The 26,247-nt window shown below is 56.3% G+C and carries 23 protein-coding genes and 2 pseudogenes; 12 read left to right on the top strand and 13 right to left on the bottom strand.

What is annotated here, in order from left to right; translation table 11 throughout:
* Positions 1 to 224: 224 nt before the first annotated feature.
* Positions 225 to 659 carry a winged helix-turn-helix transcriptional regulator gene (locus tag AC1Q5O_RS23925; RefSeq protein WP_464665027.1) on the bottom strand — a complete coding sequence of 145 codons (435 nt, stop codon included), beginning with the start codon at positions 657 to 659 and terminating at the stop codon, positions 225 to 227.
* An 87-nt stretch (positions 660 to 746) separates the two neighbouring features.
* Here AC1Q5O_RS23925 and AC1Q5O_RS23930 point away from each other — a divergent pair, with 87 nt between their 5' ends.
* The 3 genes from AC1Q5O_RS23930 to AC1Q5O_RS23940 all read left to right on the top strand — a co-directional run bounded on the left by AC1Q5O_RS23930 (position 747) and on the right by AC1Q5O_RS23940 (position 3,206).
* Positions 747 to 1,559, top strand: a complete 813-nt coding sequence (locus AC1Q5O_RS23930) for an oxidoreductase (RefSeq protein WP_464665029.1) — start codon at positions 747 to 749, stop codon at positions 1,557 to 1,559.
* A 61-nt stretch (positions 1,560 to 1,620) separates the two neighbouring features.
* Entirely contained in the window at positions 1,621 to 2,622 is a 1,002-nt protein-coding gene (locus AC1Q5O_RS23935; protein WP_464665030.1) for an NADP-dependent oxidoreductase, read from the top strand.
* A 287-nt stretch (positions 2,623 to 2,909) separates the two neighbouring features.
* Positions 2,910 to 3,206: a c-type cytochrome gene (locus AC1Q5O_RS23940; protein ID WP_492566486.1), complete on the top strand. Its 297-nt coding sequence runs from the start codon at positions 2,910 to 2,912 to the stop codon at positions 3,204 to 3,206.
* A 124-nt stretch (positions 3,207 to 3,330) separates the two neighbouring features.
* Here the strand turns inward: AC1Q5O_RS23940 and AC1Q5O_RS23945 are convergent, their stop codons facing one another.
* Entirely contained in the window at positions 3,331 to 4,227 is an 897-nt protein-coding gene (locus tag AC1Q5O_RS23945; protein ID WP_464665032.1) for a DMT family transporter, read from the bottom strand.
* Positions 4,228 to 4,387: 160 nt separating this feature from the next.
* Here AC1Q5O_RS23945 and AC1Q5O_RS23950 point away from each other — a divergent pair, with 160 nt between their 5' ends.
* Both AC1Q5O_RS23950 and AC1Q5O_RS23955 read left to right on the top strand, forming a co-directional pair.
* The gene (locus tag AC1Q5O_RS23950; protein ID WP_464665426.1) at positions 4,388 to 5,275 is read left to right on the top strand and encodes a LysR family transcriptional regulator; all 888 of its coding nucleotides are present in this window, start codon (positions 4,388 to 4,390) and stop codon (positions 5,273 to 5,275) included.
* A gap of 981 nt (positions 5,276 to 6,256) precedes the next feature.
* A complete protein-coding gene (locus tag AC1Q5O_RS23955) occupies positions 6,257 to 7,828 on the top strand; it encodes an ABC transporter substrate-binding protein (RefSeq protein WP_464665033.1) in 1,572 nt (523 codons plus the stop codon).
* 317 nt (positions 7,829 to 8,145) lie between these two features.
* Here AC1Q5O_RS23955 and AC1Q5O_RS23960 read toward each other — a convergent pair whose 3' ends face one another.
* From AC1Q5O_RS23960 to AC1Q5O_RS23985, 6 genes and pseudogenes are all read right to left on the bottom strand, one after another.
* Positions 8,146 to 8,829 (bottom strand): ABC transporter ATP-binding protein, encoded by a 684-nt coding sequence (locus AC1Q5O_RS23960; RefSeq protein WP_464665035.1) that lies wholly within the window; start codon positions 8,827 to 8,829, stop codon positions 8,146 to 8,148.
* On the bottom strand, positions 8,826 to 9,659 hold the full coding sequence (locus tag AC1Q5O_RS23965; RefSeq protein ID WP_464665036.1) for an ABC transporter ATP-binding protein: 834 nt from the start codon (positions 9,657 to 9,659) through the stop codon (positions 8,826 to 8,828). The genes AC1Q5O_RS23960 and AC1Q5O_RS23965 overlap by 4 nt, the downstream gene beginning before the upstream one ends.
* Positions 9,652 to 10,509, bottom strand: coding sequence for an ABC transporter permease (locus AC1Q5O_RS23970; RefSeq protein WP_464665038.1), 858 nt, complete (start codon positions 10,507 to 10,509; stop codon positions 9,652 to 9,654). The genes AC1Q5O_RS23965 and AC1Q5O_RS23970 overlap by 8 nt, the downstream gene beginning before the upstream one ends.
* Entirely contained in the window at positions 10,506 to 11,480 is a 975-nt protein-coding gene (locus tag AC1Q5O_RS23975; RefSeq protein ID WP_464665039.1) for an ABC transporter permease, read from the bottom strand. Before AC1Q5O_RS23975 ends, AC1Q5O_RS23970 begins: the two co-directional genes overlap by 4 nt.
* A gap of 108 nt (positions 11,481 to 11,588) precedes the next feature.
* Positions 11,589 to 13,181, bottom strand: coding sequence for an ABC transporter substrate-binding protein (locus tag AC1Q5O_RS23980; RefSeq protein ID WP_464665041.1), 1,593 nt, complete (start codon positions 13,179 to 13,181; stop codon positions 11,589 to 11,591).
* Positions 13,182 to 13,535: 354 nt separating this feature from the next.
* Positions 13,536 to 13,614, bottom strand: a pseudogene (locus tag AC1Q5O_RS23985) (DMT family transporter); the annotation flags it as partial.
* Positions 13,615 to 13,926: 312 nt separating this feature from the next.
* Between AC1Q5O_RS23985 and AC1Q5O_RS23990 the strand changes: the two are divergent.
* The 3 genes from AC1Q5O_RS23990 to AC1Q5O_RS24000 are packed head-to-tail and all read left to right on the top strand — an operon-like array spanning position 13,927 to position 17,266.
* Positions 13,927 to 14,970: an amino acid ABC transporter substrate-binding protein gene (locus tag AC1Q5O_RS23990; RefSeq protein ID WP_464665042.1), complete on the top strand. Its 1,044-nt coding sequence runs from the start codon at positions 13,927 to 13,929 to the stop codon at positions 14,968 to 14,970.
* 14 nt (positions 14,971 to 14,984) lie between these two features.
* Positions 14,985 to 16,193 carry an amino acid ABC transporter permease gene (locus AC1Q5O_RS23995; protein WP_464665044.1) on the top strand — a complete coding sequence of 403 codons (1,209 nt, stop codon included), beginning with the start codon at positions 14,985 to 14,987 and terminating at the stop codon, positions 16,191 to 16,193.
* 29 nt (positions 16,194 to 16,222) lie between these two features.
* A complete protein-coding gene (locus AC1Q5O_RS24000; RefSeq protein ID WP_492566490.1) occupies positions 16,223 to 17,266 on the top strand; it encodes an amino acid ABC transporter permease in 1,044 nt (347 codons plus the stop codon).
* A 40-nt stretch (positions 17,267 to 17,306) separates the two neighbouring features.
* Here the strand turns inward: AC1Q5O_RS24000 and AC1Q5O_RS24005 are convergent, their stop codons facing one another.
* The 3 genes from AC1Q5O_RS24005 to AC1Q5O_RS24015 are packed head-to-tail and all read right to left on the bottom strand — an operon-like array spanning position 17,307 to position 18,734.
* On the bottom strand, positions 17,307 to 17,669 hold the full coding sequence (locus tag AC1Q5O_RS24005) for a hypothetical protein (RefSeq protein WP_492566492.1): 363 nt from the start codon (positions 17,667 to 17,669) through the stop codon (positions 17,307 to 17,309).
* Between the two features lie 53 nt (positions 17,670 to 17,722).
* Positions 17,723 to 18,352, bottom strand: coding sequence for a glutathione S-transferase family protein (locus AC1Q5O_RS24010; protein ID WP_492566494.1), 630 nt, complete (start codon positions 18,350 to 18,352; stop codon positions 17,723 to 17,725).
* Between the two features lie 7 nt (positions 18,353 to 18,359).
* Complete coding sequence (locus AC1Q5O_RS24015; protein ID WP_492566496.1) at positions 18,360 to 18,734, bottom strand: ArsR/SmtB family transcription factor; 375 nt, start codon at positions 18,732 to 18,734, stop codon at positions 18,360 to 18,362.
* Positions 18,735 to 18,958: 224 nt separating this feature from the next.
* On the opposite strand from AC1Q5O_RS24015, the gene AC1Q5O_RS24020 reads away from it, so the two are divergent.
* Genes AC1Q5O_RS24020 through AC1Q5O_RS24035 form a run of 4 tightly spaced genes read left to right on the top strand, consistent with a single transcriptional unit; the run spans position 18,959 to position 23,829 of the window.
* Entirely contained in the window at positions 18,959 to 19,801 is an 843-nt protein-coding gene (locus tag AC1Q5O_RS24020; RefSeq protein WP_492566497.1) for an ABC transporter substrate-binding protein, read from the top strand.
* A gap of 15 nt (positions 19,802 to 19,816) precedes the next feature.
* A complete protein-coding gene (locus AC1Q5O_RS24025; protein WP_492566499.1) occupies positions 19,817 to 20,947 on the top strand; it encodes an LLM class flavin-dependent oxidoreductase in 1,131 nt (376 codons plus the stop codon).
* Positions 20,948 to 21,006: 59 nt separating this feature from the next.
* On the top strand, positions 21,007 to 22,809 hold the full coding sequence (locus tag AC1Q5O_RS24030) for a TRAP transporter large permease (protein WP_492566666.1): 1,803 nt from the start codon (positions 21,007 to 21,009) through the stop codon (positions 22,807 to 22,809).
* Between the two features lie 18 nt (positions 22,810 to 22,827).
* Entirely contained in the window at positions 22,828 to 23,829 is a 1,002-nt protein-coding gene (locus tag AC1Q5O_RS24035; protein WP_492566501.1) for a TRAP transporter substrate-binding protein, read from the top strand.
* A gap of 285 nt (positions 23,830 to 24,114) precedes the next feature.
* Here the strand turns inward: AC1Q5O_RS24035 and AC1Q5O_RS24040 are convergent.
* Positions 24,115 to 24,801, bottom strand: a pseudogene (locus AC1Q5O_RS24040) (IS6 family transposase).
* 486 nt (positions 24,802 to 25,287) lie between these two features.
* The gene (lhpI, locus tag AC1Q5O_RS24045; protein ID WP_464665056.1) at positions 25,288 to 26,241 is read right to left on the bottom strand and encodes a bifunctional Delta(1)-pyrroline-2-carboxylate/Delta(1)-piperideine-2-carboxylate reductase; all 954 of its coding nucleotides are present in this window, start codon (positions 26,239 to 26,241) and stop codon (positions 25,288 to 25,290) included.
* Between the last annotated feature and the right edge of the window lie 6 nt (positions 26,242 to 26,247).

Consider the following 26,247-nt stretch of genomic DNA (forward strand, 5'->3'; position numbering starts at 1 on the left):
CATGCCGCTCAGTCGATGAGGAAATCGGAAAGTAGTTCGTTGTGAAAGCCGTAATTCGGCATGCTCCTCTATCTGCAGAAGTCGGGTCAGCGCGCTGTGGCAATGAGGGTCAATTTGATGCAGAAATCAACAGGCCGTATGCGCTATGTTGAGAGCTGATAAACCGTCCCGCGGTCACTGCCAATAAAGTCGATCAGGAATGCAAACATTCGCGCTTTAAAGTCTCATTCAGGCTCAGCGATGCGAATGGGACGGGTGCCGATCTCCGCGCCGGTCGCCCGGTCGATGGTTACGGGGTCGATTTCGGTCCCGGATTCAGCGTCAAAAAACCGAGTCACTTCAGCTCCGTCGGCCCGATGCTTGCGCCCCCATGCGCCGATTGTAAATAACACCGGCAGAAAGTCGTGGCCCGCCACCGTCAGCACGTACTCGTCCCGTGGCGGCCGCTCCGAGTAGCGGCGTTTCTCCAGCAAGCCGTCTTCTGTCAGGGCTGCCAGACGTCGGGTCAGGATCGTTGGCGCAATGCCCAGACTCTTGCGAAAATCATCAAAGCGGGTCAGCCCCGCATGGGCATCGCGCATGATGAGCATGCTCCACGCATCGCCTACAAGTGCGAGGCTGCGGGCAATGAGACACGGCTGGTCTGAAAGATTCTTCATGTCGGTATCTTTTTGATAGTGACTTAGTATCGAAACGATAGTATATGATCCTCAGGCAATAATCCAGACCAAAAGAGAGACAATGAAATGAGCAAGACACAACATGGCGTTGCCCTGATCACAGGCGCGTCTTCTGGTATAGGGCTGGCAACCGCACGAGCACTGCAACGTGATGGTTACCGGGTGTTCGGAACGAGCCGCAAGCAGGTTGCTGACGTTCAGGGCATTACAATGCTGGTCTGCGATGTCACGGATGAAGAATCCGTAGCGAAAGCGGTCGACGAGGTCGTACGTCTTACTGGACGGATCGACCTTCTCGTCAACAATGCCGGGATTGGGCTGCTTGGCGGCGCTGAAGAATCCTCAGCAGTGCAAGCCAGGGCTCTGTTTGACGTAAACGTGTTCGGCGTCCTGCGGGTAACGAATACGGTCCTGCCGATCATGCGACGTCAGCGAAAAGGCAGAATTATCAACATGAGCTCCATTCTCGGGTTGATCCCTGCACCCTACAACGCGCTCTATGCATCCACAAAGCATGCAATCGAGGGCTATTCCGAATCCTTGGATCACGAGATCCGCACGCAAGGCATTCGCGTCGTTCTCGTTGAGCCCGGCGCTACTCGTACCTCTTTTGAGGAAAACCTCACCAGAGCAGATCAGCCGATGCCTTTGTATGATACCGTTCGTGCCGACGCAGAAAGACTGATGCGTGAAATTGTGGAAGCAGGGGACACGCCAGAGATGGTCGCCGATGTGGTCGTGACGGCGGCAAACGCATTTTCACCCAAGAGGCGCTACACCGTAGGAAAAGTGGCAGGACAAGTTCACTTTCTGCGCCGCTTCCTGCCCGAGTCATTCGTCGATAAAAACCTTCGCAAATACAATAAGCTTCCTGCCTAAACACTTACCGCTGGGTTGTGTTTTCCGGCGGATCGCTAACTCACAGACAATGGCAATTCTCATGAAAGCTTTTCTGGTCGATCGATATGCAAAAGGCGCTGCTTTGCGGTTCGGCGAAACTTCTGAGCCGGAGCTGCGGGAGACTGACGTCATGGTCCAGATTCACGCTGCCAGCGTCAACGTTCTCGATGCCAAGATCAGGGATGGCGAATTCAAGCTTATCCTGCCGTACCGGCTGCCCCTGATCCTTGGCAACGATGTGGCAGGCATTGTGGTTCGGGTAGGGTCAAAGGTCAGCCGTTTCAAACCGGGCGATGAGGTCTATGCACGTCCGGACAAAGACCGCATCGGTGCGTTCGCGCAGTTCATCGCAATGAATGAGGCCGACGTGGCCATGAAGCCGAAAAACCTGACAATGGAGGAGGCCGCCTCGATCCCACTTGTCGCTCTGACAGCATGGCAGGTGCTTGTCGAGCGGGCCAACTTGCAAAAGGGACAGAAAGTTCTGATCCATGCAGGTTCCGGCGGCGTCGGCACAATTGCAATCCAGCTTGCCAAATATCTCGGGGCGGTGGTCGCAACGACCACGAGCACTTCTAATGTCGATCTCGTCAAAAGTCTCGGAGCAGACGTTGTGATCGACTACAAGACACAGAATTTCGAGGAAGTCCTGAAGGATTATGATGTCGTACTCAACAGTCTTGGCACGGACACGCTGGAAAAATCACTCCGCGCGCTAAAGCCCGGCGGAAAGCTTATATCAATCTCCGGTCCGCCTGATCCGGCCTTCGCCAAGCAGAACGGTTCAGGCTGGTTGCTCCAGCAGGTCATGCGCCTGCTGAGCTTTGGGATTCGAAGGAAATCGAAACGCCATCAAGTCAGCTATTCCTTTCTGTTCATGACGGCAAATGGCGGACAGCTCGGCAAGATTACTGCCTTGATAGAAGCAGGGGTTATAAAGCCGGTAGTGGATAGGGTGTTCCGGTTCGAGAAGGCGAACGAGGCACTGGCTTATGTCGAGACGGGCCGAGCCAAGGGTAAAGTTGTCATTGCCCTGAAATAGCCATTGGTGCCATCTTTGGGCAATGGAGAAACGGCCAAATTAAGATCAATCGTAAGGACTCAGCCCTTGGGATGCTGTGGTATTTATCTCACTCCAGCATAGAGGCTACTTAAGCCTTAACGAAGAATGGGCAAGGTATTCTCGGCCCGGTTTAGCGCGCGTCGCAACAGGACACTCAATTATGTTCGTCATCACGCCAGCTAACTTCATAAAACTCAAAATAGTTTCCAGCATTGCATTTTCTATCGTGCTTTGTGGATCATTATCCGCTTTTGCTGATAGTGGTAATGAAAAAGCTCTTTTCTGAAAGATGCACAATGTGTCACGGAACCGATGCCAAAGGTTCAGGACCATTGGCGAATAAAAGTGATCCCCCAACACCTGACCTGACGAGAACAGCATTCAAGAAACGTCTGCTCGATTATCCAGGAGTCATTGTGTCATCAGTAACACTTCGTCCAAACGGAGATCTAATTCCCAAAACCCTGCGAGAAAATGGTGTAAAGCTGCCTTCGCATGCGTGGACAGTTAACGATTTTCGGGATCTGAATGAATGCCTGACCGGTGTGATTTTAGAAAAGTAAATGCTCCACCGGCCAAAGCCGATGGCTTCTCGTCACGGCTGGACGCCGGATTGGTCCGCCATTCGGCGGACTTGACGCACCAGGGCCGGCACAACTCCAAATACCGGCCGCCCCAGCTTGTTGCTCAACCGCGCGATGTCATCCACACACCCACCAGTGTCACCACTAGCCCCGCGAACATCGCGACTGTCAGAGGTTCTGAGAATAGAATCCATGCCCATAGCATCGTCACGGGCGGGCTGAGATAGATTGCTGCGCTCACCTTGGCCACGGGGAATAGCCGCAGACTGGTATAGTAGACGGCGTATGCGAGGAACGTCGCGATCAGGACCAGCCAGATCATCCCGACCGCAAAATCACGGGTCATTGGTGGAGTAAGGCTGCCCTGCGTCAACGCGCACAGGCCGAAGAGAACCGAACCCATCAGTGTTTGGATGCAAAGGCTCTGATGGACAGGCATATGCTGCGTCTTGCGTTTCCTGTGCAGGACCGAGGCGACAGCGAATATCAGCATGGAACCCACCGTCAGTCCGTATGCCCACACCGGGGCCGTACCGAAGCTGAGACTGTCGACGGACACGACCAAAACACCGATGACGGCAGTTAAAGTGCCCAGCCATTGGCGTGCGGTCAGCCGTTCGCCAAGGACGGGTTGGGAAAGGACGGCGATCGCCAGCGGAAGAAGGTCGGCGATGAGCGCGACCAGCCCCGTGGGCACTTTTTGCTCGATAGCCAGCGCGAAGCCTCCCAGATACAGGAACACGGCCATGATGCCGAACAGGGCCTGATCTCTGACCGCACGCATGGATATGCTCGGCCCGATCGCCAACGCGAAGGGCAGAAGGATCAGTCCCGAAAGCAATGTCCGCCAGAACAGCAGAAGCATGACGCTCGCCTCCTCGTTGGCATACCGAATGCCCACGAAGCCTGAACTCCATCCGATGATCAGGAGAGAGGCGAGCAGTGGCCATAGCAGAGGATGGCGGCTCGCAGTGACGGAAGGAAGAGAAATGTCGGTCATTAAGCGCTCTGATGCGAGGAATACGATCCACTGATATGCGGATCGCACAATACGCGCACATGACAAATTTCGATGATGACATGACAATTCACGAATCAGTGTCATGACCGGCATTGTTCGTGATAAGTTTCTCTCTGAAAAGAACGAAACGGAAATGGCCATGAATGAACTCAACAGTCGCCGCCTCGAGATCGACGCTTTGCGGGCGCTTTCGGCAATTCGCCAATATGGCGGCATTACCAGAGCGGCCGTCGCTTTAGGCCTCTCACAGTCGGCTGTGAGCCATAAGATAAAGAGGCTTGAAGTCAGCCTAGACTGTGAGCTGCTCGGTCGGAAAGCGGGCGGTCCGATGTTTACCGCTACGGGAGAAGACTTGCTCGACTACGCCGGACGTATCCTCGGTCTGCATGACGAGGCTCTGCTCAGCCTTTCGAAGACCACGCTCGCGGGTAGGCTTGCCCTCGGACTCACCGAAGACACGGCGTGTACCGACCTCGCCCGAATTCTGGGGCGATTTCGGCGTGTGCATCCGAACGTTTCGGTCCGTACCAAGGTCCGTATGAGTCTGGTTCTGCGCGCCATGCTCGAACGTGGCGAGCTGGATGCCGCAATCGTTCAGGTCTTCAGCCACGAGGTGCGACCGACCGACATTGTCCTCTTTCGTGAAGACCTTCACTGGGTGAAGCATCCGGATTTGGCGCTACCGCGGGACAGCCCGATTCCGTTTCTGTCGTTTGACGACGAGTGTTTCTACCGTCAGTGGGCCCTGGACATCGGCCAGGATGATGCTGTTCTCGAGACCATCTTCGAGTGCTCGAGCGCCGCCGGCATCGTTTCGGCCGTCAACGCGGCCATGGGCGTGGCGCTCCTGAGCGACCGCCATATCCGTGGCGAGATGCACGTTGTCGTTGAACGACTGCCTCGGCCGCCAGCCTTGGCGTATGTCGTCCGCCGAGCAAGGAAATCGAGGAACCCGGCGCTAGACAACTTGGTCTGCGAGATTGAGAGGGACATTGGCCGTCACGGAAGTTTGGCTCTCGCCGGCTGATGGCCATGACGCAATTACCAGTGGCATTTGCCTATTGAAGCATCCCGATCGCTTCGGTTGCCGGCAGATATGGCCGCTGTTGGTCCATGGTCACCACGGCTATCGAGCTCACTGGTCCTTGCGCAGAATCCAGGTTTTTGGTCAACGTGAGAGGGAAACACGGCTTACTAATATATGCCAGCCAAAAGGGCTTATGTTCTGCCTCGCGTACAACTGATCAATTTCTCACAACTTTCAAATTTGTCCAAAGAGTTTTCTAAGGTCTCGCTTTTTGGCCCAGCTAACGGGGATGTCTCAAAACGGACGGCTCGCGGCCATAGCCGAAGCTCGGCCTAAACCCCGGTGCCCATATCGTGGTTTGTGGAAACCCATCACCTACCGATTTGCACGTTGTCCCATGTCTTGACCATGACTGGTAGCGGTCAATCCGGGACTGCGTTTCAGTTTTCCGGCAAGGGGCGCAATTTCGCCTGAGCTTCGAGCCCTGGTTGCAAATCAAGCCAAAGGCATATTGAAGCTCAAATTTCAGTTGATGTCAGGCCGTTAAAACTCCGGGTTGTTTTGTTTCGAAACACACTCAACCGGGGAAATGCATTTTTCCCTGGAGCTCAAAAATGGAACGGCGTGTTTATACAGAAAAACCGTAGCGGGTATTGTGACCACATACGGCTAAATGGTGCGACTGGTCGGAATTTTGGCAGTTCCCATCCTGTGATGCGGAGAAGCTTGGAGGATATCAACATGACATATGCGACGGCTGATTGGAGTCCCACCGGCCTGTTTTGATATCGGTCTTGCCGCCTGCGGTCAGCCCGTGAATCCCGGAAGTTTTAGGAAGAATTTGTAATCACCGCCGGCCGAAAACGGCAATTGTCCAGATTCTACTTGAATGTAGAAACCGGAGTTGTGGAGGCTTGGCCAAAAAAGGATCACCGTCCCATGGCATATTTTGTAGCCTCCTCCAGATCATGCAGAATTGGGATGCCCGCAAGCATCGGCTTGTCTGTTCTTCTTGCCACTGGGTTACCAGCCTATGCGGAGACACCCGCGGACACACTGGTGGAAGCGTGGGCGCTTGACGAATTGGTCACCCTCGATCCTGCGGAAGCGTTTGAATTGACGAGCGGCGAGATCAGTGGAAATGCCTATGACCGGCTCGTCAGACCGTCACCGGAAAATGCCTCGAAGATCATTCCTGACGTTGCCGAGAGCTGGACGGTTTCCGACGATGGCCTGACCTATACGTTCAAGCTGAAGCCGGGCCTGAAGTTTGCTTCCGGCAATCCGCTGACGGCTGAAGACGTCGCCTATTCCTTCGAGCGCGCCATCAAGATCGACAAGAGCCCCGCCTTCATCCTCACCCAGTTCGGCCTGAAGCCGGACAATGTCACCGCAAAGGCCAAGGCAACGGATCCGAGCACCTTCGTTTTCACCGTTGACCAGCCCTATGCCCCGAGCTTCGTGCTCAACTGCCTGACATCGACGGTTGCATCCGTCGTCGACAAGAAGCTGATCTCGCAGCATGTGGTCGACAATGACTACGGCAATGCCTGGATGAAGACCAATTATGCCGGTTCCGGCCCGATGAAGATCCGCGACTGGCGCGCCAACGAAATCCTCGTTCTGGAGCGCAACGACAATTATCACGGCACCAAGGCGCCGCTCAACCGCGTGATCTACCGCCATGTCAAGGAAAGCGCCACGCAGCGCCTGCTCCTGGAAAAGGGCGATATCGACGTTGCCCGCAATCTGGAGCCCAACGATCTGGAACAGGTGGTCAAGAACAGCGACATCAAGACGACCAGCGCAGCCAAGGGCACGATCTATTATTTCAGCCTCAACCAGAAGAATGCGAACCTGGCCAAGCCGGAAGTGCGTGAAGCGCTGAAATACCTCGTCGATTATGACGCCATCGGCGAAAAGCTGATCAAGGGCATCGGCGAAATCCACCAGACCTTCCTGCCGAAGGGCATTCTGGGCGAGCTGGACGAAAAGCCCTATTCCCTCAACGTGGCGAAGGCCAAGGAACTTCTGGCCAAGGCCGGCCTGAAGGATGGTTTCTCGGTGACGATGGATGTGCGCAACGGCCAGCCGGTGACGGGCATTGCCGAATCCGTGCAGCAGACCTTTGCCCAGGGCGGCGTGAAGCTGGAGATCATTCCCGGCGACGGTAAGCAGACGCTGACAAAATACAGGGCGAGGGGGCATGATATTTTCATTGGCCCATGGGGAACGGATTACTGGGATCCGAACTCCAATGCGGAAACCTTCACCAGCAATCCGGACAATGCCGATACGGGCACCAACAAGACGCTCGCATGGCGCAATGCCTGGGATGTGCCGGATCTGACCAAGGAAACCAAGTCGGCCCTGCTGGAACGCGACACTGCCAAGCGCGCCAAGACCTATGAGGATCTGCAGAAGAAGGTTCTGGCAACCAGCCCGTTCGTTCTCCTGTTCCAGCAGACGGAAGTTGCCGGCGTTCGCGCCAATATATTGAACTACAAACTTGAATCCTTTGGGCCGAACATCGTTTCCACGGTTTCCAAATGATGTTTTGAAACTCGATCAGCCTGGCCGCCGGCAGGAGCTCGGCCACGCTGATTTCACTTGTAGGCATCGCAGCGCTGCCGACCCGGCTATAGCCGCATCGAGAACGAGCTTATGGGAAGGATTCTGGACGAGGGGCAGCACGGACGGGCCACGGAAAAGCAATGGATCAAAGCACATCCTGATCGGCTAAACCTCTGGCTCAAGGACGTAGCGGCGTTCGATGGAGCTCCCGGCATTGATGCTGTTCGTGCGTCGCTCAAACTCTGATCCCACATAAGGGAAGTATCGACGTACTTGCGAAGGAGGACGGGGATAGGTCATCGATTGGTGAATGCTTCGATACGCCCCGAAGCCATTCTTGCGGTGCGGTCGCACATATGGCCGATGACATCAGGATCATGGCTGACCAACAAGTAGGTCATTCCAAGTGTGCGCTTCAATTCAGACAAAAGATTGAGAATTTCCGCTTGCACCGAGACATCGAGTGCCGAGGTTGGTTCGTCCAACAGAAGCACTTTTGGCTCAAGCAGAAGGGCCCGTGCAATCGCGATGCGCTGCCGCTGTCCCCCTGAAAGCTGATGCGGATAGCGTTCGGCGATTTGGGCATGGAGTCCAACCTGCGCCAGCACCTCGCGCACCCTCACATCACTGTTGGCAACGCCTCTGATAGACAGCGGTTCGCCGAGTATCCGGTTGATACGGTGCTTTGGATGCAGGGAAGAATAGGGGTCCTGAAACACCATCTGAACGTTCCGGCGCAAATCGCCTTCGAGTTTCCGTCCAGCTGCTAGCGCTGTGCCCAGTATGTTTACGTTGCCAGTCCAGTGCGTGTTGAGGCCCGCAATTGCTCGCAAAACGGATGTTTTTCCGCAACCGGATGGTCCGATCAGACCAAAGGTTTCGCCCGGTTCGACCGAGAACGTCACGTCATGCACGGCGTTAAATTTTTCGGTCGCTCGCGAAAATGCGATGGACAGATTCTCGACAACAACGGTGCTCATGCGCTTAAATCAGTCTCGTTGAATACGGGCAGCATCGTTCCATAGGTTTGTGCCGATGGACGCGCATTCCACAGCGCTCGGGTGTAGGGATGGGGCGATTGCTCAAGGTCGCTGCCAGCAAGTCTATCGACGATCGTGCCGTGGCGCATAACCAGCACGCGATTGCTATAGCGAGCGACTTGTTTCAGGTCGTGGCTGATGAGCAGAAGTCCCATCCCCAATTTCTCTGTCAGATTGCGCAGCAGTGACAGCACCTGAATCTGAAGGTCATGATCGAGCGCGGACGTTGGTTCATCCGCGATGAGAAGTTTCGGCCTGTTGACCAGCATTGCTGCAATCATCACACGCTGGCCCATCCCCCCGGACAGTTCGCCAGGGTAATTCTTATAGAGGCGCACGGGATCGGGCAGGCCGACTTGGTTCATCATATCAAGTGCCCGTTCCCGCCGCTCGGCAGAAGTCAGTTTTGTGTGCAGCAGAAGGGCCTCCTCCACCTGCCGTCCAATTTGCAACGCGGGATTGAGCGAAAACTTGGGGTCCTGCAGGATAAGGCCGATATCATTGCCGCGCAGCTTTCGCCACCCTGATGGAGAAAGGGCATTTAGATCGCGTCCCTCAAGCGAAAGGATCGAGGCCGCCGATACAGCGCGCCGCGGTAACAATCCCATGAGGGCGCGGCCGGTGAGGGATTTGCCGGAACCGGATTCTCCGACGAGGGCAACGATTTCGCGGTTGATTTCAAATGAGACGGACTTGACCACCTCCACACGTCCTGCCGGTGAGGAAAAGGAAATGGAGAGATCTTCAACGTGCAGAAGAGGTCTAGTCATTGCGCGGATCCATGACGTCGCGCAATCCATCTGCAAGCAGGTTGAAGGCAAGGCTGGCAATGAGGATTGCAAATCCCGGAGCGGCAGCAACCCACCACTGATCAAAAATGACCTCGGTACCACCGGCAACCATGGTTCCCCATTCTGCAGTTGGTGGCCGCACGCCAAGGCCAAGGAAGCCAAGGCCTGCCGCCGCAAGTATCATCCCACTCATATCGAGGGCGAGCCGGATGATCGCCGAGGGAAGCACCAGCGGTAATACGTGACCCCACAAAAGGCGAATGCCGCGAATTCCCACCATCTCGGCAGCTGCGAGATAATCGCTGCGGCGCAGAGCAGTCGTCTCCACGCGCGCTTGCCGGGCATAGGCCGGCCAGCTGGTGAGGGCGAGCGCCAGTGCGCCGTTGATCAAGCCCGGCCCGATAATAGCCACGAAGGCAAATGCGAGAAGCAGCCGGGGAAACGACATGACGATATCGGTAAGGCGCATCAGAATGGATTCGATGTAGCCGCCGAAATAGCCGGCAAACACACCAATCGTGATGCCGAGGGGCGCCATGATGAGAATGACGAAGAGCAAGAGCGCCATCGTCGGGCGCGCGCCATAGATAAGGCGCGAAAGAATGTCCCGCCCGAAAGCGTCGGTCCCCAACAAATGCAGCGCTCCGGGTGGTGCCAGACGGTTGGCGGTCTCTTGTAGAATAGGATCGTAGGGGGCGATCAGCGGGGCCAGCAAGGCAATTGCAAAGATCAGCAGAACGCCGCTTGCCCCGATCAGGCCTGACGGTGATCTCAGCAATCGGCGGATAAAGCCTGTTTCGTTGGACGTCGCTGCAATGCTCGATGTCATAGACGATCTCCCGGTTTCGATTTGGACACCAGAAGATCGGTCAGTGTATTGAGAATGACGAAAGATGCACCCACAACGAGTGTCCCTCCCAGTATTGCCGGCATGTCACCGGCAAACATGGCAACGGTCAGGTAGCGTCCGATACCGGGCCAGGCGAATACTGTCTCTGTTAATACTGCTCCTTCGAGCAGGCTCGCATAGGAGAGCGCGATAACAGTGATGAGAGCGCCGGCAATATTGGGCAGAATATGAACGAATATAACACGATGGATTGCCGCACCCTTGGCAGAGGCCGTCAGCGCATATTCCTGTCCCATTTCTGCCAGGATAAGGGACCGGGTCAGTCGCGATATGCCTGCAAGCGAATAAAAGGCGAGAACTGTTGCAGGTAATGCAAGATGGGCAATCGCATCGCGAAAAGCTCCAGCCTTGCCGGAAAGCCATGTATCGATGAGAGCAAAGCCCGTTCTCGATGGGATCGTGTACTGGAAAACCACATCGAGGCGGCCAGGGCCGGGAGCCCATCGCAGTTTTGCGTAGAACAGCAAAAGCATCAGCAAACCCAGCCAGAAAATGGGAACGGAATAGCCAATGAGGGCGACAAGACGGATCAGCCCGTCAACCCAGCTACCCGGCTTCACGGCGGCGAGAATCCCGAGGGACACCCCCAAAAATGCACCGAGGATGATTGCCACGGTTGCAAGTTCGATGGTTGCCGGGAAGGTGCGGGCAATGTCCTTGACGATCGGCTGTCCGGTAGCAATCGATTGGCCAAGATTGCCCGATAATGCGGCCTGGAGATAACGCACGAACTGGACCGGCAGAGGCTGGTCAAGACCAAGCTCCACCCGGGCTGCGGCATAGGTGGACGCGCTGGCATGATCTCCAACCAGCTGCAGGGCCGGATCGAGGGGCGCGAGTCTTGTCATGGCGAAGGTCACGACAGCAAGGCCAAGCAGGGTGATCGCCATCGATGTCAACCAGCTGGCGAGCCGCCATACAAGTCGCAACTCCCGCCGGCCTCGCAGCTGACGGGAGTCCACATTCTCACCAAGGGACAAACCCTGTTTTTGTGGCAATTACTTCTCGACCCTATCGTAGTAAACCTGATCCGCGTTGAGTCCCTGCTTATAGCCCTTTACGACATCGCGCAAAACCACCTGATCGCTGCCCTGCAACAGAAAGACATAGGGTGAGCTTGCCTGGATTTTCTTCTGCAGTTCGCCGTAAAGGACGGCGCGTTTGGCCGGGTCCTGTTCTTTAACGGCAGCGAGCGTTTCGGCTGTTAACTCGGGAATTATCCAACCCGCCTGCTTGGCCACAGTATTGGATGAACTATCCTTGTTGATTGCAAATGCGCTGGCATTCGAGTGAGGGTCGAAGTAGTCGGGAATCCAGTAGCGCAGGGTGAACTGGTAATTTCCTGAACGGCCCTTGGCGTAGATTTCGCTGGCGACGCCGGGCTGGATGTCAAGTTCGATACCTGCTTTGGCGAAGCTCGACTGCAGGGATTGCGCGATGGAAAGAAATGGCTGGTCGTTGAACACCGGGAAGTCAACCTTGATCGGTGTTGCGATCTTCGCATCGGCAAGAATTTTCTTGGCCTTGTCGATGTCGAGTTTGAATGGCGTGTCGGTCAAAGCGCCCGGAAATCCAACCGGAAGAAACGCCTGGTGAACTTGGCTCTGCCCCCGCAGGAGATCCTTGGAGATGCCGTTGTAATCGACCAGGTAACGGGCCGCTTCCCAAAAGGCCGGATTGCCGAGTGTGGCATTGGCTTTTGAGTTGATCAGCAAATAATCCGTCCGCGCCGAGGGAACAGCGAGGACCTCAATGCCTTGCTTTTGCTTGAGCGCATCAATCTGATCCGCGCCGAGGCCCCGGGCAATATCGGCGTCACCCTGTTCGACAAGCAAGCGGCGCGCACCTGCATCAGGGACATTGCGGATAATAAGGCTCGCCAGTTTGGGTGCCCCATTGGGCGAGGTGGGATTGGCCTCAAGCACGAGTGCCTCGTGGGGCGTGTAATTGGCAATCTTAAAGGGTCCGCTGCCAGCCGAGTTAGTTTTCAGCCAGCTGTTGCCAAAATCGTTGTCTTTGGCCTGTGCCGTGACCACTTGCGTATCAACAATACTTGCGATGGGTGCTGTCAAAATCGCCAGAGCAAATGCCGGTCCGACATCTGCACTCCAGCTGATCTTGACGTGGGTGTCATCCACCTTCGTGACAGCAGCATCCACGCTGTCAGCCGACCAGCCAAGCTCATTGAGAATAAACGCCGGGGTTTTGTTGAGTTTAACGGCGCGGGTGAGGGAGAAGATGACATCTTCAGGGCGAACCGCATTGCCAGAGGCGAAGGCGCTCTTGGCCGCCAACGCGAAAGTCAAACTCTTCCCGTCAGAGCCAATCTCCCAGGATGCAGCAAGGGCTGGCTCAATTTTCGTCGCATCATCCCGGTTCGCCTGCACCAGGCGCTGATAAATATTGTTGAATGACTGAACCGTTGTAAGTTCAAATCCCTCGGCAGGATCAAAGCTGACAGCATCGTCAATGGACTGCGCGACAACCAGAACATTGGGAGGCGTTTCCGATTGAGCCGCCGTGGCGGCAAATGCCAGGCCAAGACTGAATACCGCGCCGAGCAATTTCGTTCGGCTGATGGGAAGGCACATTGCGAGAGCTCCTGTTTTTCTTATGGTTGTTGTATTTTGGTTTGAGATTGCGGGCACAGACTGGCTGCTCCATTGACCGGCTGTGGAACATCGCCGCTCAAAATTTCGCAAATATGTCCCACATCCTGAGTACAGGAGGTAGTCCGGAATTCAGAACCGTGTTTCAATTGTTTCATCATAACGGTAATTTTGTTTTGAGATTAAAGCCAGACACAGAAAATCTGGCCGGACGTGTGTTACGCAAGATTTCCCGGCAACGGCCGTGTGGTCCCGATGATTATCACCTCGGAGCAACAACTCAGGATTTTTGCGGTTCGACAGCGGCTCTTCCCCGGCACCTGATAACCCGCCGGGGGAGGCTCAAAACGGTACCTGTACCGTGAGCAGTCCAAGATGCGACGAGGGCATTGCCATAATGTGCAAGCTGACCATTGAGGGGGCACCTTCGGCGGTCATTGTCGTGCCCTTGGCCAGAGACTGGAATCTGGCGATCTGCTCGCCGGCCTGTCATGAAGTCAGGCAATGATGAATTGGGTTTCGGAACTTCATAGGCAAACCCTTTGAGAAATAAAGCCGAAAATTGCCGCTCCTTGAGCATGTTACTGCAAAGATAGTCATTCATGCGCAAAACGATATCTCCTCCCGATACTGTTCTTCTCTACCCTTTCGACAGCGGGAATGCAGGGGGTGATCGCAGGATCAAATCTCACCTGACCCAAGAACGCTCTGCCAAAGGAGAGATTGAATGCAGAAGAATAACAAACGGTACGGCATCTGGAGAACGAGGCTTGTCGCCGGATTTGTCGCAGCATCCACATTGTTCAGTGGTGTCGCGCTGGCAGGTCCTACTCTGGACAAAATCAAGGATCGCGGTACGATCAAGGTTGGTGTCGGCACTTCACCGGGTTTCTTCGCCCCTGACGGCAACGGCAAATGGCAGGGCTTTTTCGTCGAGTTCGGACGGGCGCTGGCAATCAGCGTTTTCAACGATCCGGACAAGGTCGAATTCACGTCTTCGTCGCCTCAGCAACGGTTGCCTGCCTTGCAGTCGGGCGAGTTCGACATCCTGCTTTCGGGTGTTACCCAGACGATCACGCGCGCGTTCAAGCTTGGTTTCCACTTCGGACCGACCATCTTCTATGACGGACAAGGTCTTCTCGTGAGCAAGTCTCTTGGTATAACCAAGGGGAGCGATCTGGATGGCGCCACGATCGGTGTGCAGAGCGGAACGACGGGCGAGTTGAACATTGCCGATTTCTTCCGCAAATCAGGACACAAATTCACGCCTGTAACCATCGAAGACAGCAATGAATTCCTCAAGGCGCTTGAGACAGGGCGCGTGGATGCCTTGACGCAGGATGCGTCCGATCTTGCCTTGCGCCGTACATTACTTTCGAAGCCTGATGACTTCGTATTGCTGCCGGAGCGCCTTTCGAAAGAACCGTTGGCACCGGCTATTGCTTCGGGCGACGACCGCTGGCTCGAAATCGTCAACTGGACGGTCTACGCAACCATTCAGGCTGAAGAGTTCGGTATCACCAAAAACAACATCGACACGTTCCTGACCAGTGAAGATCCAGCGATCAAACGGTTCCTTGGGACAGATCCGGCATTGGGCCAAGCCATCGGACTTGATCCGAAGTTTGCGTACAACATTGTCAAAACACTCGGCAATTACGGCGAGATTTTCGAACGCACCATTGGCAAGGGATCGCCGGTTGGTTTCGAGCGCGGTTACAATCAACCGTGGACGAAGGGGGGACTGTTGTACTCTCCGCCGTTCCGTTGAGTGCAGTCCCGATCATGTCTGCAGATACGCCGATTTTGAACTACCGGATTCCGGGCCCGCAAGGGTCCGGTTTTCGCCTTTCCCTGCTGCGCTGGTGGGGGAGTTATCCCGTCACGCAGCTTGGCGTCTTTCTCGCCCTTGCCGCCATCTTCTGGCTGCTTGGATCGAACATGCTTCAATCCATGCACCGGCTCGGGATCACGCCAGGTTTCGGATTCCTCGGACAAAGCGCAAATTTCGCTATTGGCGAAAGCCTGATAGCCTATTCGCCCAGCGACAGCTTCGGCCGCGCGGCCCTCGTCGGGTTGCTGAACACGGTAGCGATCGCCATATCCGGCTGCATTCTTGCGACAATCCTCGGGGTGTTTCTGGGGATAGCCCGGCTCTCCGGCAACGTGCTTCTGGCCGGCTTGGTGCGGATTTATGTCGAGACATTGCGCAGCACGCCCTTGCTTCTGCAATTGTTCTTCTGGAGTGCCGTCACCCACGCCTTGCCGGCGCCGCGACAGGCATTCAGCATTTTCACAGCGATCTTTTTGAGCAACAGGGGAATTTTTGTTCCGAGCATCGGGGCTGGGCACTTATCGCTCAAAACGCTGCTTGTTTCGGTGGGACTATGTATCGTTTCCGGCGCCTATTTCTCATTGCGGCGGCGTAGCGGAAATGCTGTGACCATGACAGAACGTGCGGGAATACTGCTTTTGACGCTCATCGGTATCGGGTTGGTTTTTCGTCTTTCCAGCGTCAGTATCCGGATCGACGTACCGGCGCTGAAAGGGTTCAACATCGTCGGCGGGCTCAATCTGACCCCGGAATTTGCCGCATTGCTGATTGGCCTGGTCGTGAATTCATCCGCCACAATCGCCGAAATCGTTCGCAGCGGTATTCAGTCGGTGCCGTCGGGGCAATGGGAGGCAGCCCGCTCTCTTGGCCTGCAACCCGCCCGTATCATGCGGCTCGTCGTGCTGCCTCAGGCCTTGCGTGTGATCATCCCGCTGATGACGTCTAGCTATCTTGATTTGACGAAGAATTCCAGCCTGGCCGTTGCCATCGGCTTTCCCGATCTTGTCAGCGTTCTCAACACGACAGCCAACCAGAGCGGTCAGGCATTGGAGGCGCTTGCCATTATCGTGATCTGCTATCTAACTTTCAATCTCTCGGTCTCGACACTGATGAATTGGTACAACAAGCGCATCGAGCGTCAGGGATACTTGCCACGATGAGCCCTATCGTCAACCGCACGGATATCAGGATGAAACGGCAGCAGCATTGCGCCGCGTTGCGACATGGACTGTTCGGCACGCCGGTGAATGCCATTGTTACCCTCGCGACCGTTGCACTGCTGTTGTGGACAATTCCGCCGCTGGTCCGCTGGGCCTTGCTTGATGCGATATGGACAGGCACAGCCAAGGACTGTGCCGCCAGTTCAGGTGCCTGCTGGGCGTTCATAGGTACGAAGCTGCGCTTTATTCTATTTGCGCTGTATCCTCCGGAACTTGACTGGCGACCTGCAGTCACTGTCGTTACAATTGTTGCACTGCTTGCAATCACGGGAATGCCTCGTTTCTGGACGCTCCATCTCGTCTATCTCTGGATAGCGGTTGTTGTTTTTGTGTGGATGCTGATGGCAGGGTTGGTCGTCGGGCCGAAAGTGCCGACCGGCCGCTGGGGTGGTCTGGCGTTAACGCTCCTCATATCCGTGGTCGGCTTTGCCTGTGCATTCCCCATTGCAGTATTGCTCGCCCTGGCGCGTCGCTCGAAAATGGCGGGGGTGCGGATACTGGCAATCCTTTATATTGAAGCCGTTCGCGGTGTTCCGATGATCGCCATTCTCTATGTGGCCATGCTGCTGGTGCCGATGATGCTGCCGGCAGGGTTTTCGCCGGAGGCTCTGGTGCGCGCGCAAATCGGATTGACCCTTTTTATATCTGCCTATCTGGCGGAGGTGGTGCGCGCAGGGTTTCACGCGGTTCCCTATGAACAGGCGGAAGCAGCTTCCGCGCTGGGTCTTGGCTATTGGCCCATTGTATGGCTGATCGTTCTTCCGCAGGCCTTGCGGGCAGTAATTCCTGCACTCGTTAATCTGGCCATCGGTATCCTCCTTAATTCCACATTGGTTGCTGTTATCGGTATTTTCGATCTGTTGAATGCAGCCAAGAACGCCGCAAATGATCCGGTCTGGCTCGGCTTCTATGATGAGAGCTACCTGTTTGCCGGTCTCATATATTTTATTATTTGTTATGCGGCGTCTCGTTACAGCCTGTGGCTCGAGAGACATCTGCGCAAGGCAACGTGACCTCAGGCGGCTGGATTGAGTGTAGAGAGATACACATTGACTATGCCGGTCGGCGAGGATCGGTGGTTGAACGGCTGCCGTTATAAGGATTGATAGCGACGTCCCAATATGGCCGCGCTTGCGGGAAAGCAAGCATGAGGCGCCCCCTGCTACGCATACCTTTGTCTGCCATTGCCGCGTCCAGCAATCCTTGGATGAGTTTCGAATTTACTCCGTCTGGATTGTGTAAGCCGTAATCATCGTACCAATCCTGGGTCGCTTCGGGATGAGGCCCGATCAAAGCAGCGCGGCCTTTGCCAAATGCGTACCGTGCGGCGGCAACTCCTCCATTTTGATAATGGGCCAGTTTCTGGCGCACCGCTTCTTTCTCAAATTCCTTGGTAAAATTCTTCTGCTTCGGCATTCCGGTTTCCTTCCAACACTTCTCTGAAGCAAGTCCAGACCGCACCGGATTCGTCAAGGTAGCGGAATTTCTCCGGTGAAATGGGGCACGCGATAGCCGCGCTGGACGGCTTCCCGCTCCGCGATATGAAGATACCACCGTTTCACGTGGGGATAATCATTCAGATCGATTTTGTGACGCGTGAAACGTGAAACCCACGGCCACGCTGCCATATCGGCTATCGAATAGTTGCCGGCCAGATAAGGCCGGTCAGCCAGTCGCGCGTCCAATGTTCCGTAGAGACGGCGGGTATCGTTGCGGAAAAGATCCTCTGCGAACGGGGCTTCCCCCTCGTGGTAGGTCAGGAAGTGATGCGCATGCCCCAGCGTCGGCCCCAGTCCGCCGGTCTGCCACATCAGCCACTCCAGGGTTTGTACGCGCAGAACACCCTTGTGCGGCAGGTACGTTCCGGTCTTTTCCGCCAGATAGAGCAGAATTGCGCTCGATTCCGTGAGTTTGATACCGGTTTCATTGTCAATGATCGCGGGTATTTTCCCGCCGGGATTGATATCGAGATAGCTGGCGGCAAACTGTTCTCCCCTGGTGATGTCGATGGTATGGATGCGGTAGGGCACCCCGAACTCCTCCAGCGCGATGGCAACCTTCAATCCGTTGGGGGTGATCCAAGTGTAGAGGTCAATCACGGCAGCTTCAGTCGAACATCATTTCATCGACGGGGAGGCCGCCGGAATTTTTCATGGAATGCTTGCCGGTAACATCATCCAGCCCGGAAAAAAGGTCGCGCAGTGTCTGCACCAGTCTTTCAATCCTGCGGTCGGCGACACGGTAGTAAATGGTCTTGCCGTCACGCCGCCCTTCAATAATGCCGGCATCACGCAATTCGCTCAACTGCTGGGAAAGTGTGGGCTGGCGAATGCCGAGTTCCTCCTCAAGATGTGACACGGAGCTTTCCTCTTCCATCAGATAGCACACGATCGAAAGGCGGTTGGGATTGGCAATGTGCTTGAGCAGCTCGCTTGCATCTCCCACGCTGCGGCAGAGTTTGGTCGAAATCGCTTTTGCCATGACTGGTGTCCCTCATCATTTATAAAAAGATAGATTGAGGTGTCTTCGCTTTCAATGCGCAAAACCGACCTCCGGCAAGAATGCAAAATTGTTCTCTCTTTTCCCCAGTCATTGGAAATCTTGTCTCGCCGTTCTGCGTGAATTGGGATGGCTGCCTTTCCTGAACAATATATAAAAATATAAATTGTTTTCTGCAGTCATTTCAACCCTATTGGAACATCAGCATGAAAATCGGCGTTCATCCGAGCAATTTGCACTTGCGTCTCGCGCAGGCCTGGCCCGATGCTTTTTCGGGGCTTGAGCCGGAGTTCGTCAATTACAACGAAGGCCGTGATACCATCAGACTGATCGGCAATGGTCAGATTGATTTTGGCGGCACCGGATCGACGCCGCCGATTGCTGCCGAAGCGTCTGGCTGGAATGTCACTTACATCGCGGCATCCGCGCCGCGGCCAGCCAATGGCGGTATTTTCGTTGCCAGGAACAGCCCGATCCGTTCCATTGCCGATCTAAGGGGAAAACGCATTTCCCTGATCGATGGCTCGTTTCACACCTATCTTCTGGCGCGAGCCCTTGAAGGCGAAGGGCTGCGGCTGCCGGATGTCAGCCGCCTTGAGACGGGGGCCGCAGATTCGTTGCCAGCCCTGCTTGAAGGACGTGTGGATGCCTGGATTGCCATGGCGCCACGTCTGGAAAAGGCGATGGAACGCAGCGACATTCGTCTGATTGCGCGCTGCGGCTCGACAATTCCCAACCGCTCCCTGTTCTGGACGACGGACGATCGCCGGCTGTCCCGGGAAACGCGTCAGCGGATTGTCGCGGAATTGTCCCGTATCGGCCGCGAGGTGGCAGCGGATACGCGCATTGCTGCCGAACGGCTTGTCGCGAACGGCGCCGGCGATGCCGACCTTGATGCGTGGGAGCGCGTGGTTCGATCCCGGGATTTCAGCGTTGTGGCGGCCGATGCGGACATCATCGCAGAGCAGCAGGAAGAGGCCGATACCCTGTATCGCCATGGATATTTCAAGAACCCCGTCCGCCTTGGACAATTGGCCCGCAGCGTCTGAGCGGAGGAGAATGTCATGAACGTACTTTGGTACATGTGCGCACCGGATGGTGCCTATCCCTGGCAGCCGGAAGGTTCGCGTCAGGTCGACTACGGATATTACCGGCAATTGGCGCAGGCCTATGATCATCTCGGCTATACCGGAGCACTTTTTGCAACCGGAGCTCACGATGTCTGGGTGCTGGCGGGTGCGCTTCTTCCCTATACCGAGCGCATGAAATTTCTGGTGGCGGTGCATCCCGGTCTGATTGCGCCAACGCTGCTGGCCAAAATGGCGGCAACGTTCCAGGAGTTTTCGCGCGGCCGCCTGCTTGTCAATGTTGTCTCGGGCGATGCCAAAATGCTGGGTGCCTATGGCATGACATTGCCGCACGACCAGCGTTATGACATGGCGGACGAATATCTCACCCTGTGGCATCGGCTCTTTGCCGGCGAAAGCGTGACCCATCAGGGCAAGTATTTTTCAACGGAGGGTGCCAAACTCGCCCTTCCCGTTGGAACCGGCATCGCCCCGCCGCCACTCTGGTTCGGCGGTTCGTCCGACAAGGCGCTCGACGTTGCAGCCAAGCATGTCGACGTATACCTCTCCTGGGGCGAAACACCCGACCAGATCAGGCAGAAGATCGACGCGGTCAAGGAGCGGGCGGCCCGGCTCGGCCGGACGCTCGAATATGGGATCAGGCTCTACGTCATCGTACGGGAGACCGACGCCAAGGCGTGGGATGCGGCCAATGATCTCTATGCGCGTATGGATGCCGCTGCAATCGCTGCCAACCAGCGATTTGTTTCCAAGAGCGATTCCGTCGGTCAGCAACGCATGAGCGCGCTGCATGGCGGCCACAAACCGGACGATCTGCGCGATCTCGAAATAGCGCCCAATCTGTGGGCCGGAATCGGCCTCGTCCGCCCAGGGCCCGGGACCGCCATTGTTGGTTCTCCTGATACCGTTCTGCGGACGATAGACGCTTACAGGCAGGCAGGCGTCGACACGTTCATTCTCTCCGGGATGCCGCTTCTGGAAGAGGCATATCGCTTCGGCGAACTCGTATTGCCGCGTCTCGACGTGACGCGAGAGGTTTCGCAGGCGAAACATTTCACCTGGTCGACATTGTTCGACAAAGACCTGGGCAGTGCCAAATCCGCATAAGTTTTTGCCACTTGAGCGAAAGAGACAGATACGTGACCCTTATCGAGACCACGGAACCTCTGCCCGGTGAAGGGCTAGCCCGGATTTCAAGCCAACTGCTCAAGCGATTGGAGGCCGTGCTTGGCTGGCTCTGTGCCGCTTTGCTCGCCATCTTGCTCGCGGTTGTCCTGGCAACGGTCGTGCTGCGGTACGTCTTCAGCGCCGGCTTCATGGGATCGGAGGATCTGTCGGTGTGGCTGCACGTTGCGCTCATCGCCTTCGGTGCGCCTCTCAGCCTGAACAGCGCCCTGGCCATGCGGCTTGACGTCTTTGCCAATCTGTTGCCTCCATCCGGCAGGATTGTTGCCAATGCCATTGCCGATATTTTTACCGTCTTGACCGGACTTATCCTGAGCTTCGGCGGCAGCGAGATCATGACAATGCTCGGCGGCGTTTCACCGACATTGGGGCTGCCGGAGTGGATACGGTTCGGCTTCCTCGGCGCGGGCGGCTCATTGTTGCTTGCCGCTGTGCTGCTGCAACGCTTGGCAGACGGCAAAGCGGTGCAGATCGTCACGGCCGGCATTATCGGGGCCGCCCTTTACTTCGCTGTTCCGCACCTTGATCTGGGTTTCAACTGGCCTCCAAGCATCGTTCTGGGATTGATCGCCGCCATAGGTCTGGTCGTGGCAGCGCCGCTGCCGCACGCGTTTCTTGCGGCAGCCTATGTCGTGATTGCCTTTGGCAGTACATTGCCCGAGCCTGCCGTTGTCGCCTCTACCGTCACCGGGATGTCAAAGTTTCTGCTCCTGGCCATTCCGTTCTTCCTGCTGGCCGGCGGATTGCTGACCGCATCGGGTGTTGCCAATCAGTTGGTGCGGTTTGCATCGGCGCTTGTCGGCCATCGCCGCGCCGGATTGGCGCAGACGACACTTTTGACCAGCGTGCTGTTTTCCGGTGCGTCCGGTTCATCGGTTGCCAATGCGGCCTTTGGTGCATCGACATTCCAGCCCGAACTGGTCAAGCGCGGCTACCCGCCGGCGCAGGCTGCCGCCATTATCGCCTCCACCTCTGTTCTCGACAACATCATACCGCCGTCCGTCGCATTCCTGATCCTGGCCGCGGCGACCAATCTCTCGGTGGGATCGCTGCTTGTCGGCGGTTTTTTTGCCGGTGGTGTGATGGCCGTCTGTCTTGCAGTTGCCATCCATCTCACGGTTCGCGAGCAACAGCCGCAACCGCGTGCGGGCAGGGCAGAACGCTGGAATGCCGCCATCGGCGCAATTCCGGCATTCGGCCTCGGCATCATCGTCGTTGTCGGTATCCGCATGGGCGTCGTCACGACGACGGAAGCCGCGGCGCTTGCGGCGATCTATACCCTGCTTCTCGGGATCGGGGCGCGTCTGCGGTTCGGTTCGCTCTTCAGCGCGTTCCGTCAGGCGGCGACGGAAGCTTCGGCCATCGGACTGCTGATTGGAACCGCGGGGCCGTTTGCATTCCTGCTGGCGGTGGACGATGTTTCCGGGCTTATCTCGAACCTGACCTCCGCGCTCGGCGGAAGTGCAATTGCTGTGCTTCTGCTTTCAAATCTCATTTTGCTCGTAGTCGGTCTGGTGCTCGATATCGGGGCTGCAATACTTCTGTTTGGCCCGATCCTGCTCCCTGCCGCGGTGGCGGCCGGTATCGATCCCGTTCATTTCGGCGTGATCATCGTCGTCAATCTGATGATCCATGGGCTGACACCGCCGCTCGGCATGCTGATCTTTGTCGTCAGCGGTGTCACGCGTCTGCCGGCATCGGCGCTGTTTCGCGCTGTTATTCCCTATCTCTTCGCACTGCTTGTAGCTCTGGCGGTCATCTGCGCCTGGGCCATCATTTTCTAGAAATCAGGAAGTCATCCAATGATCATGCATCGCCGTACCTTCATCAAATCCGTCGCCGTCGCTGGAACGGCATTGCTTGCGGCCCCAGCGCTTGTCGGCCGTGCCGCCGCTCAAACCCGAACGATTACTGTTGCCTCTCTGTTTGGCGATGACAAACCGGAAACCAGGATATGGTTCAAAATTCGCGACCTCGTCGAAGCGAAACTGCCCGGCCAGTTCAAGTTCAACATCGTCAGGAATGGCGCGCTCGGGGGCGAGAAGGAAGTTGCGGAAGGCGTGCGGCTCGGCTCGATCCAGGCCAGCCAGTCAACGGTCTCATGGCTTTCCGGCTGGGTGCCCGAGTTGCAGATTCTCGATCTGCCGTTCCTCTTCCGCGATGCCGGGCATGTGCGCAAAGTCGTGCAGGGAGATGTGGGAACGGGACTCAAGGAGAAGCTTCTTGCGCAGAATTTTGTCGTCGGCGGCTATATCAACTACGGCGCGCGCCACCTCCTGACCAAGGAACCTGTCACGCGACCGGAGCAGCTCAAGGGCAAGCGGATCCGCGTTATCCAGAGCCCTCTGCATACCAAGCTCTGGGCGGCATTCGGCACCACGCCCATCGGTATCCCCATCACTGAAACCTACAATGCCCTGTCAACGGGCGTTGCCGATGCAATGGATCTGACGAAATCGGCCTATGCGGGTTTCAAGCTGTACGAAGTCGTGCCCTATCTGACTGAGACAGGCCATGTCTGGGCGTCCGGCGTCGTCTATTATTCAGCGGCGTTCTGGAGCGGCCTTAACGCCGAGCAGAAGCAGGTCTTCCTTGAAGCGTCAGCCGCCGGCGCCGATTATTTCAGCCAATTGATCGTCGAGGACGAAACCGGATCGATGAAAGCCGCCGGGGATCATGGGGGTAAAATTCTCCAGCCGGAAAATCGTGCGGCGTGGGAAAGCGGCGCGCAAGGGGTATGGGAGCAGTTTGCTCCCATTGTCGGAGGGCTTGAGAAGATCAAGACCATCCAAGCTGTTTCATAAGCGCGCCCGTTAAAGGAACACCAGACTGGCCTGCGGCTTCGCATAGTCGTTTCAGCTCTTGAAACGACCTGTGGTGCTGCGGGCCATTGAAATAAGCAATATCATTGCCGCGATGTCCGCCATCGCTCAGACGTTCAGGAATATGAACACCGGCCAATACCGTAGGTAATAGCCAGGGTGCCGACCAATACAGCCCCTTTAACAAAGTCTTGTGTGTAAAAGGGAATGTTGGGATCTGTTGCAAAAATTCGGTTTTGAGGGAGCGCGGCTTACCACTGGACGCAATTATGCAGTGAGTTCCGCGAATTGCTGTCTGAGCGATAAGGTTTTCGCTGTTGCAGAGACACCCTGCTGTTTGCGCATCATGTGAATGAGTTCGATACCGGCAAGGCTGATCCCAGCGGCATGCTCGGATTTGAAACCGAGCATGGACTTTATCCGGCGTTTGACCCGGCGGTGATCCTGCTCGATGGCATTGTTCATGTATTTGCTGGAGCGAATGGCGATGGGATGACCACCTCGCCAAAGCCGGTTCTCTGCATCGCACTGCATGATTGCCGTGCGATTGGTCTGACTTCCGTCAATGGTGATCCGCTTTGGCCTGCCATGACGGGCCAAAGCCTTGCGCAAAAAGCGCTTTGCGGCCTGGAGATCGCGATTTCTTCTGAAATAGAACTCAACCGTATCTGCGTTGCTGTCAATGGCACGATACAGATACATCCACTCACCTTTGACCTTCACGTAGGTCTCGTCGAGGTTCCATTTCCGCCCAACGTGGCGCTTCCTGCGATGGAAGCGCTCAAGCAATTTGGGGCTGAAATGTAAAACCCAGCGATGCACGGTCGAATCGTCGATAGCAATGCCGCGCTCAGCCATCATCTCCTTCAAATCACGCAGGCTCAGATTCTAAGTCAGATACCATCGCACGCACAGAAGGATGACGGATTTGTCGAAATGGCGGCCTTTGAACATCGATTATACTCTGCAGATAAAGCCCAAACGCTACATCCATCTCATTGACGAAACATTTGCAACAGAACCAGTCAACCGGCATGTGAGCCGAAGCTGGAGTTACTTTGCGTTGTCTAAGTCTGTCGGCGCATCGCTTGATGGTTGCCGAATGCCTTGCCGTTGGACAGAAGGGGAATACCTCAGGTTAAGTTTACGAAGCCCTTGGCTCGAACGACCGCCAAGGTAGAAAATGGGCCAAAGTGTAATGATAGCAATTCACACAGGAGCGGTGATGGAAGTTTTCATTCGAGCGGCAGATGACCAAGATAGGGATATCCTTGGAGCACTTAAACCGCGCTCTTCTTTGGCCTGGGGAGATCATATGGTTCTGATGGGGTGGACGCCCCCCTTAAATGGTGATCAACGTCTCCATCCTGGCACATCGATGCCGTCGAGGGGCGGTCACCCCATTCAGAACCCTTCCTGGCGCGAGCAAGCGGCGACGGCTCATCCGACAATGTCTGCTCGACCAAGCAAGTGGCGCGCGGTGAAGAGATCAAGATGACCGCCACCGACATTTTTGAACATTGTGATTTCGTCATTGTCGCTGCGCCCTGGATGTCGACCCTGACACAGATCGAACAGGTCGGCGGCGATCTGCTCGCGCGTTATCAGCCCACGGGCAAGCGGTTCGGCCACGTCACCGGATCCTTCGCAGGCGGTCCGGGTATCAACGAAGATGCGGCCGGCTCGCCGTACAACTTGATCGTCCGCTTCGCGCATCTCGGGCAAGTAGGCGCCGATCAGGTCGACATGGCAGCCGGACTTGAGCAAGGCACCCTTCACGAGCGGGGCCGTCGCCATGGTTACACAGGACACGATGTCGGCATGCGCCAGGGCGTTGTCCAGATTATCGACGGCAGATATGTCAACAGGCAGATGTCTGAGGTTTTCCGAAAGGTTGGTCGCCTTCTGCGGATGCCGGTTCCAGATCATTACCCGGGTGATCGATGGGCGCACGGTCATATGCGCCTCGATCACGTGCGGCGCGAGACCGCCGGCACCGAGAACGAGCAGCACTTCGGCATCCTTGCGGGCCAAAAGATCGACGGCCAGTGCCGAGTCGGCCGCCGTCTTGCGGAAGGTGAGGGCCGCACCGTCGCAGGTCATCAGCGGCGCGCCCGTCTTGCCGTTGATCAGCGTGACCAGACCCTGTACCGACGGCTCTGGAACCGGGAGCGAAGGATTGTCGGGAAACACGCCGACAAGCTTGATCGCAATCACGTCCCCTGACGCCCAGGCGATCAGAGAAACGAATTTGTTGGCCTCGTTGCCAGTGTCGCTCAGAACCTGTAGGCGGGATTGGGGCATCGTGCCATCGCGGTGGGCACGACGCAGGGCCTCGACCAGGCGGGGATAGTCGAGCAGGGCATGGACGGTATCGGCATTCAGATGCTGCATGGGGCG

Source organism: Phyllobacterium sp. MT110 (assembly GCF_058792715.1).

What these genes read in the sequence shown, in the direction of transcription:
- AC1Q5O_RS23925 (WP_464665027.1), bottom strand. Translation starts at nt 659, where the DNA reads ATGAAGAATCTTTCAGACCAGCCGTGTCTCATTGCCCGCAGCCTCGCA.
- AC1Q5O_RS23930 (WP_464665029.1), top strand. Translation starts at nt 747, where the DNA reads ATGAGCAAGACACAACATGGCGTTGCCCTGATCACAGGCGCGTCTTCT.
- AC1Q5O_RS23935 (WP_464665030.1), top strand. Translation starts at nt 1,621, where the DNA reads ATGAAAGCTTTTCTGGTCGATCGATATGCAAAAGGCGCTGCTTTGCGG.
- AC1Q5O_RS23940 (WP_492566486.1), top strand. Translation starts at nt 2,910, where the DNA reads ATGAAAAAGCTCTTTTCTGAAAGATGCACAATGTGTCACGGAACCGAT.
- AC1Q5O_RS23945 (WP_464665032.1), bottom strand. Translation starts at nt 4,227, where the DNA reads ATGACCGACATTTCTCTTCCTTCCGTCACTGCGAGCCGCCATCCTCTG.
- AC1Q5O_RS23950 (WP_464665426.1), top strand. Translation starts at nt 4,388, where the DNA reads ATGAATGAACTCAACAGTCGCCGCCTCGAGATCGACGCTTTGCGGGCG.
- AC1Q5O_RS23955 (WP_464665033.1), top strand. Translation starts at nt 6,257, where the DNA reads ATGCCCGCAAGCATCGGCTTGTCTGTTCTTCTTGCCACTGGGTTACCA.
- AC1Q5O_RS23960 (WP_464665035.1), bottom strand. Translation starts at nt 8,829, where the DNA reads ATGAGCACCGTTGTTGTCGAGAATCTGTCCATCGCATTTTCGCGAGCG.
- AC1Q5O_RS23965 (WP_464665036.1), bottom strand. Translation starts at nt 9,659, where the DNA reads ATGACTAGACCTCTTCTGCACGTTGAAGATCTCTCCATTTCCTTTTCC.
- AC1Q5O_RS23970 (WP_464665038.1), bottom strand. Translation starts at nt 10,509, where the DNA reads ATGACATCGAGCATTGCAGCGACGTCCAACGAAACAGGCTTTATCCGC.
- AC1Q5O_RS23975 (WP_464665039.1), bottom strand. Translation starts at nt 11,480, where the DNA reads ATGGCGATCACCCTGCTTGGCCTTGCTGTCGTGACCTTCGCCATGACA.
- AC1Q5O_RS23980 (WP_464665041.1), bottom strand. Translation starts at nt 13,181, where the DNA reads ATGTGCCTTCCCATCAGCCGAACGAAATTGCTCGGCGCGGTATTCAGT.
- AC1Q5O_RS23990 (WP_464665042.1), top strand. Translation starts at nt 13,927, where the DNA reads ATGCAGAAGAATAACAAACGGTACGGCATCTGGAGAACGAGGCTTGTC.
- AC1Q5O_RS23995 (WP_464665044.1), top strand. Translation starts at nt 14,985, where the DNA reads ATGTCTGCAGATACGCCGATTTTGAACTACCGGATTCCGGGCCCGCAA.
- AC1Q5O_RS24000 (WP_492566490.1), top strand. Translation starts at nt 16,223, where the DNA reads ATGAAACGGCAGCAGCATTGCGCCGCGTTGCGACATGGACTGTTCGGC.
- AC1Q5O_RS24005 (WP_492566492.1), bottom strand. Translation starts at nt 17,669, where the DNA reads ATGCCGAAGCAGAAGAATTTTACCAAGGAATTTGAGAAAGAAGCGGTG.
- AC1Q5O_RS24015 (WP_492566496.1), bottom strand. Translation starts at nt 18,734, where the DNA reads ATGGCAAAAGCGATTTCGACCAAACTCTGCCGCAGCGTGGGAGATGCA.
- AC1Q5O_RS24020 (WP_492566497.1), top strand. Translation starts at nt 18,959, where the DNA reads ATGAAAATCGGCGTTCATCCGAGCAATTTGCACTTGCGTCTCGCGCAG.
- AC1Q5O_RS24025 (WP_492566499.1), top strand. Translation starts at nt 19,817, where the DNA reads ATGAACGTACTTTGGTACATGTGCGCACCGGATGGTGCCTATCCCTGG.
- AC1Q5O_RS24035 (WP_492566501.1), top strand. Translation starts at nt 22,828, where the DNA reads ATGATCATGCATCGCCGTACCTTCATCAAATCCGTCGCCGTCGCTGGA.
- lhpI (WP_464665056.1), bottom strand. Translation starts at nt 26,241, where the DNA reads ATGCAGCATCTGAATGCCGATACCGTCCATGCCCTGCTCGACTATCCC.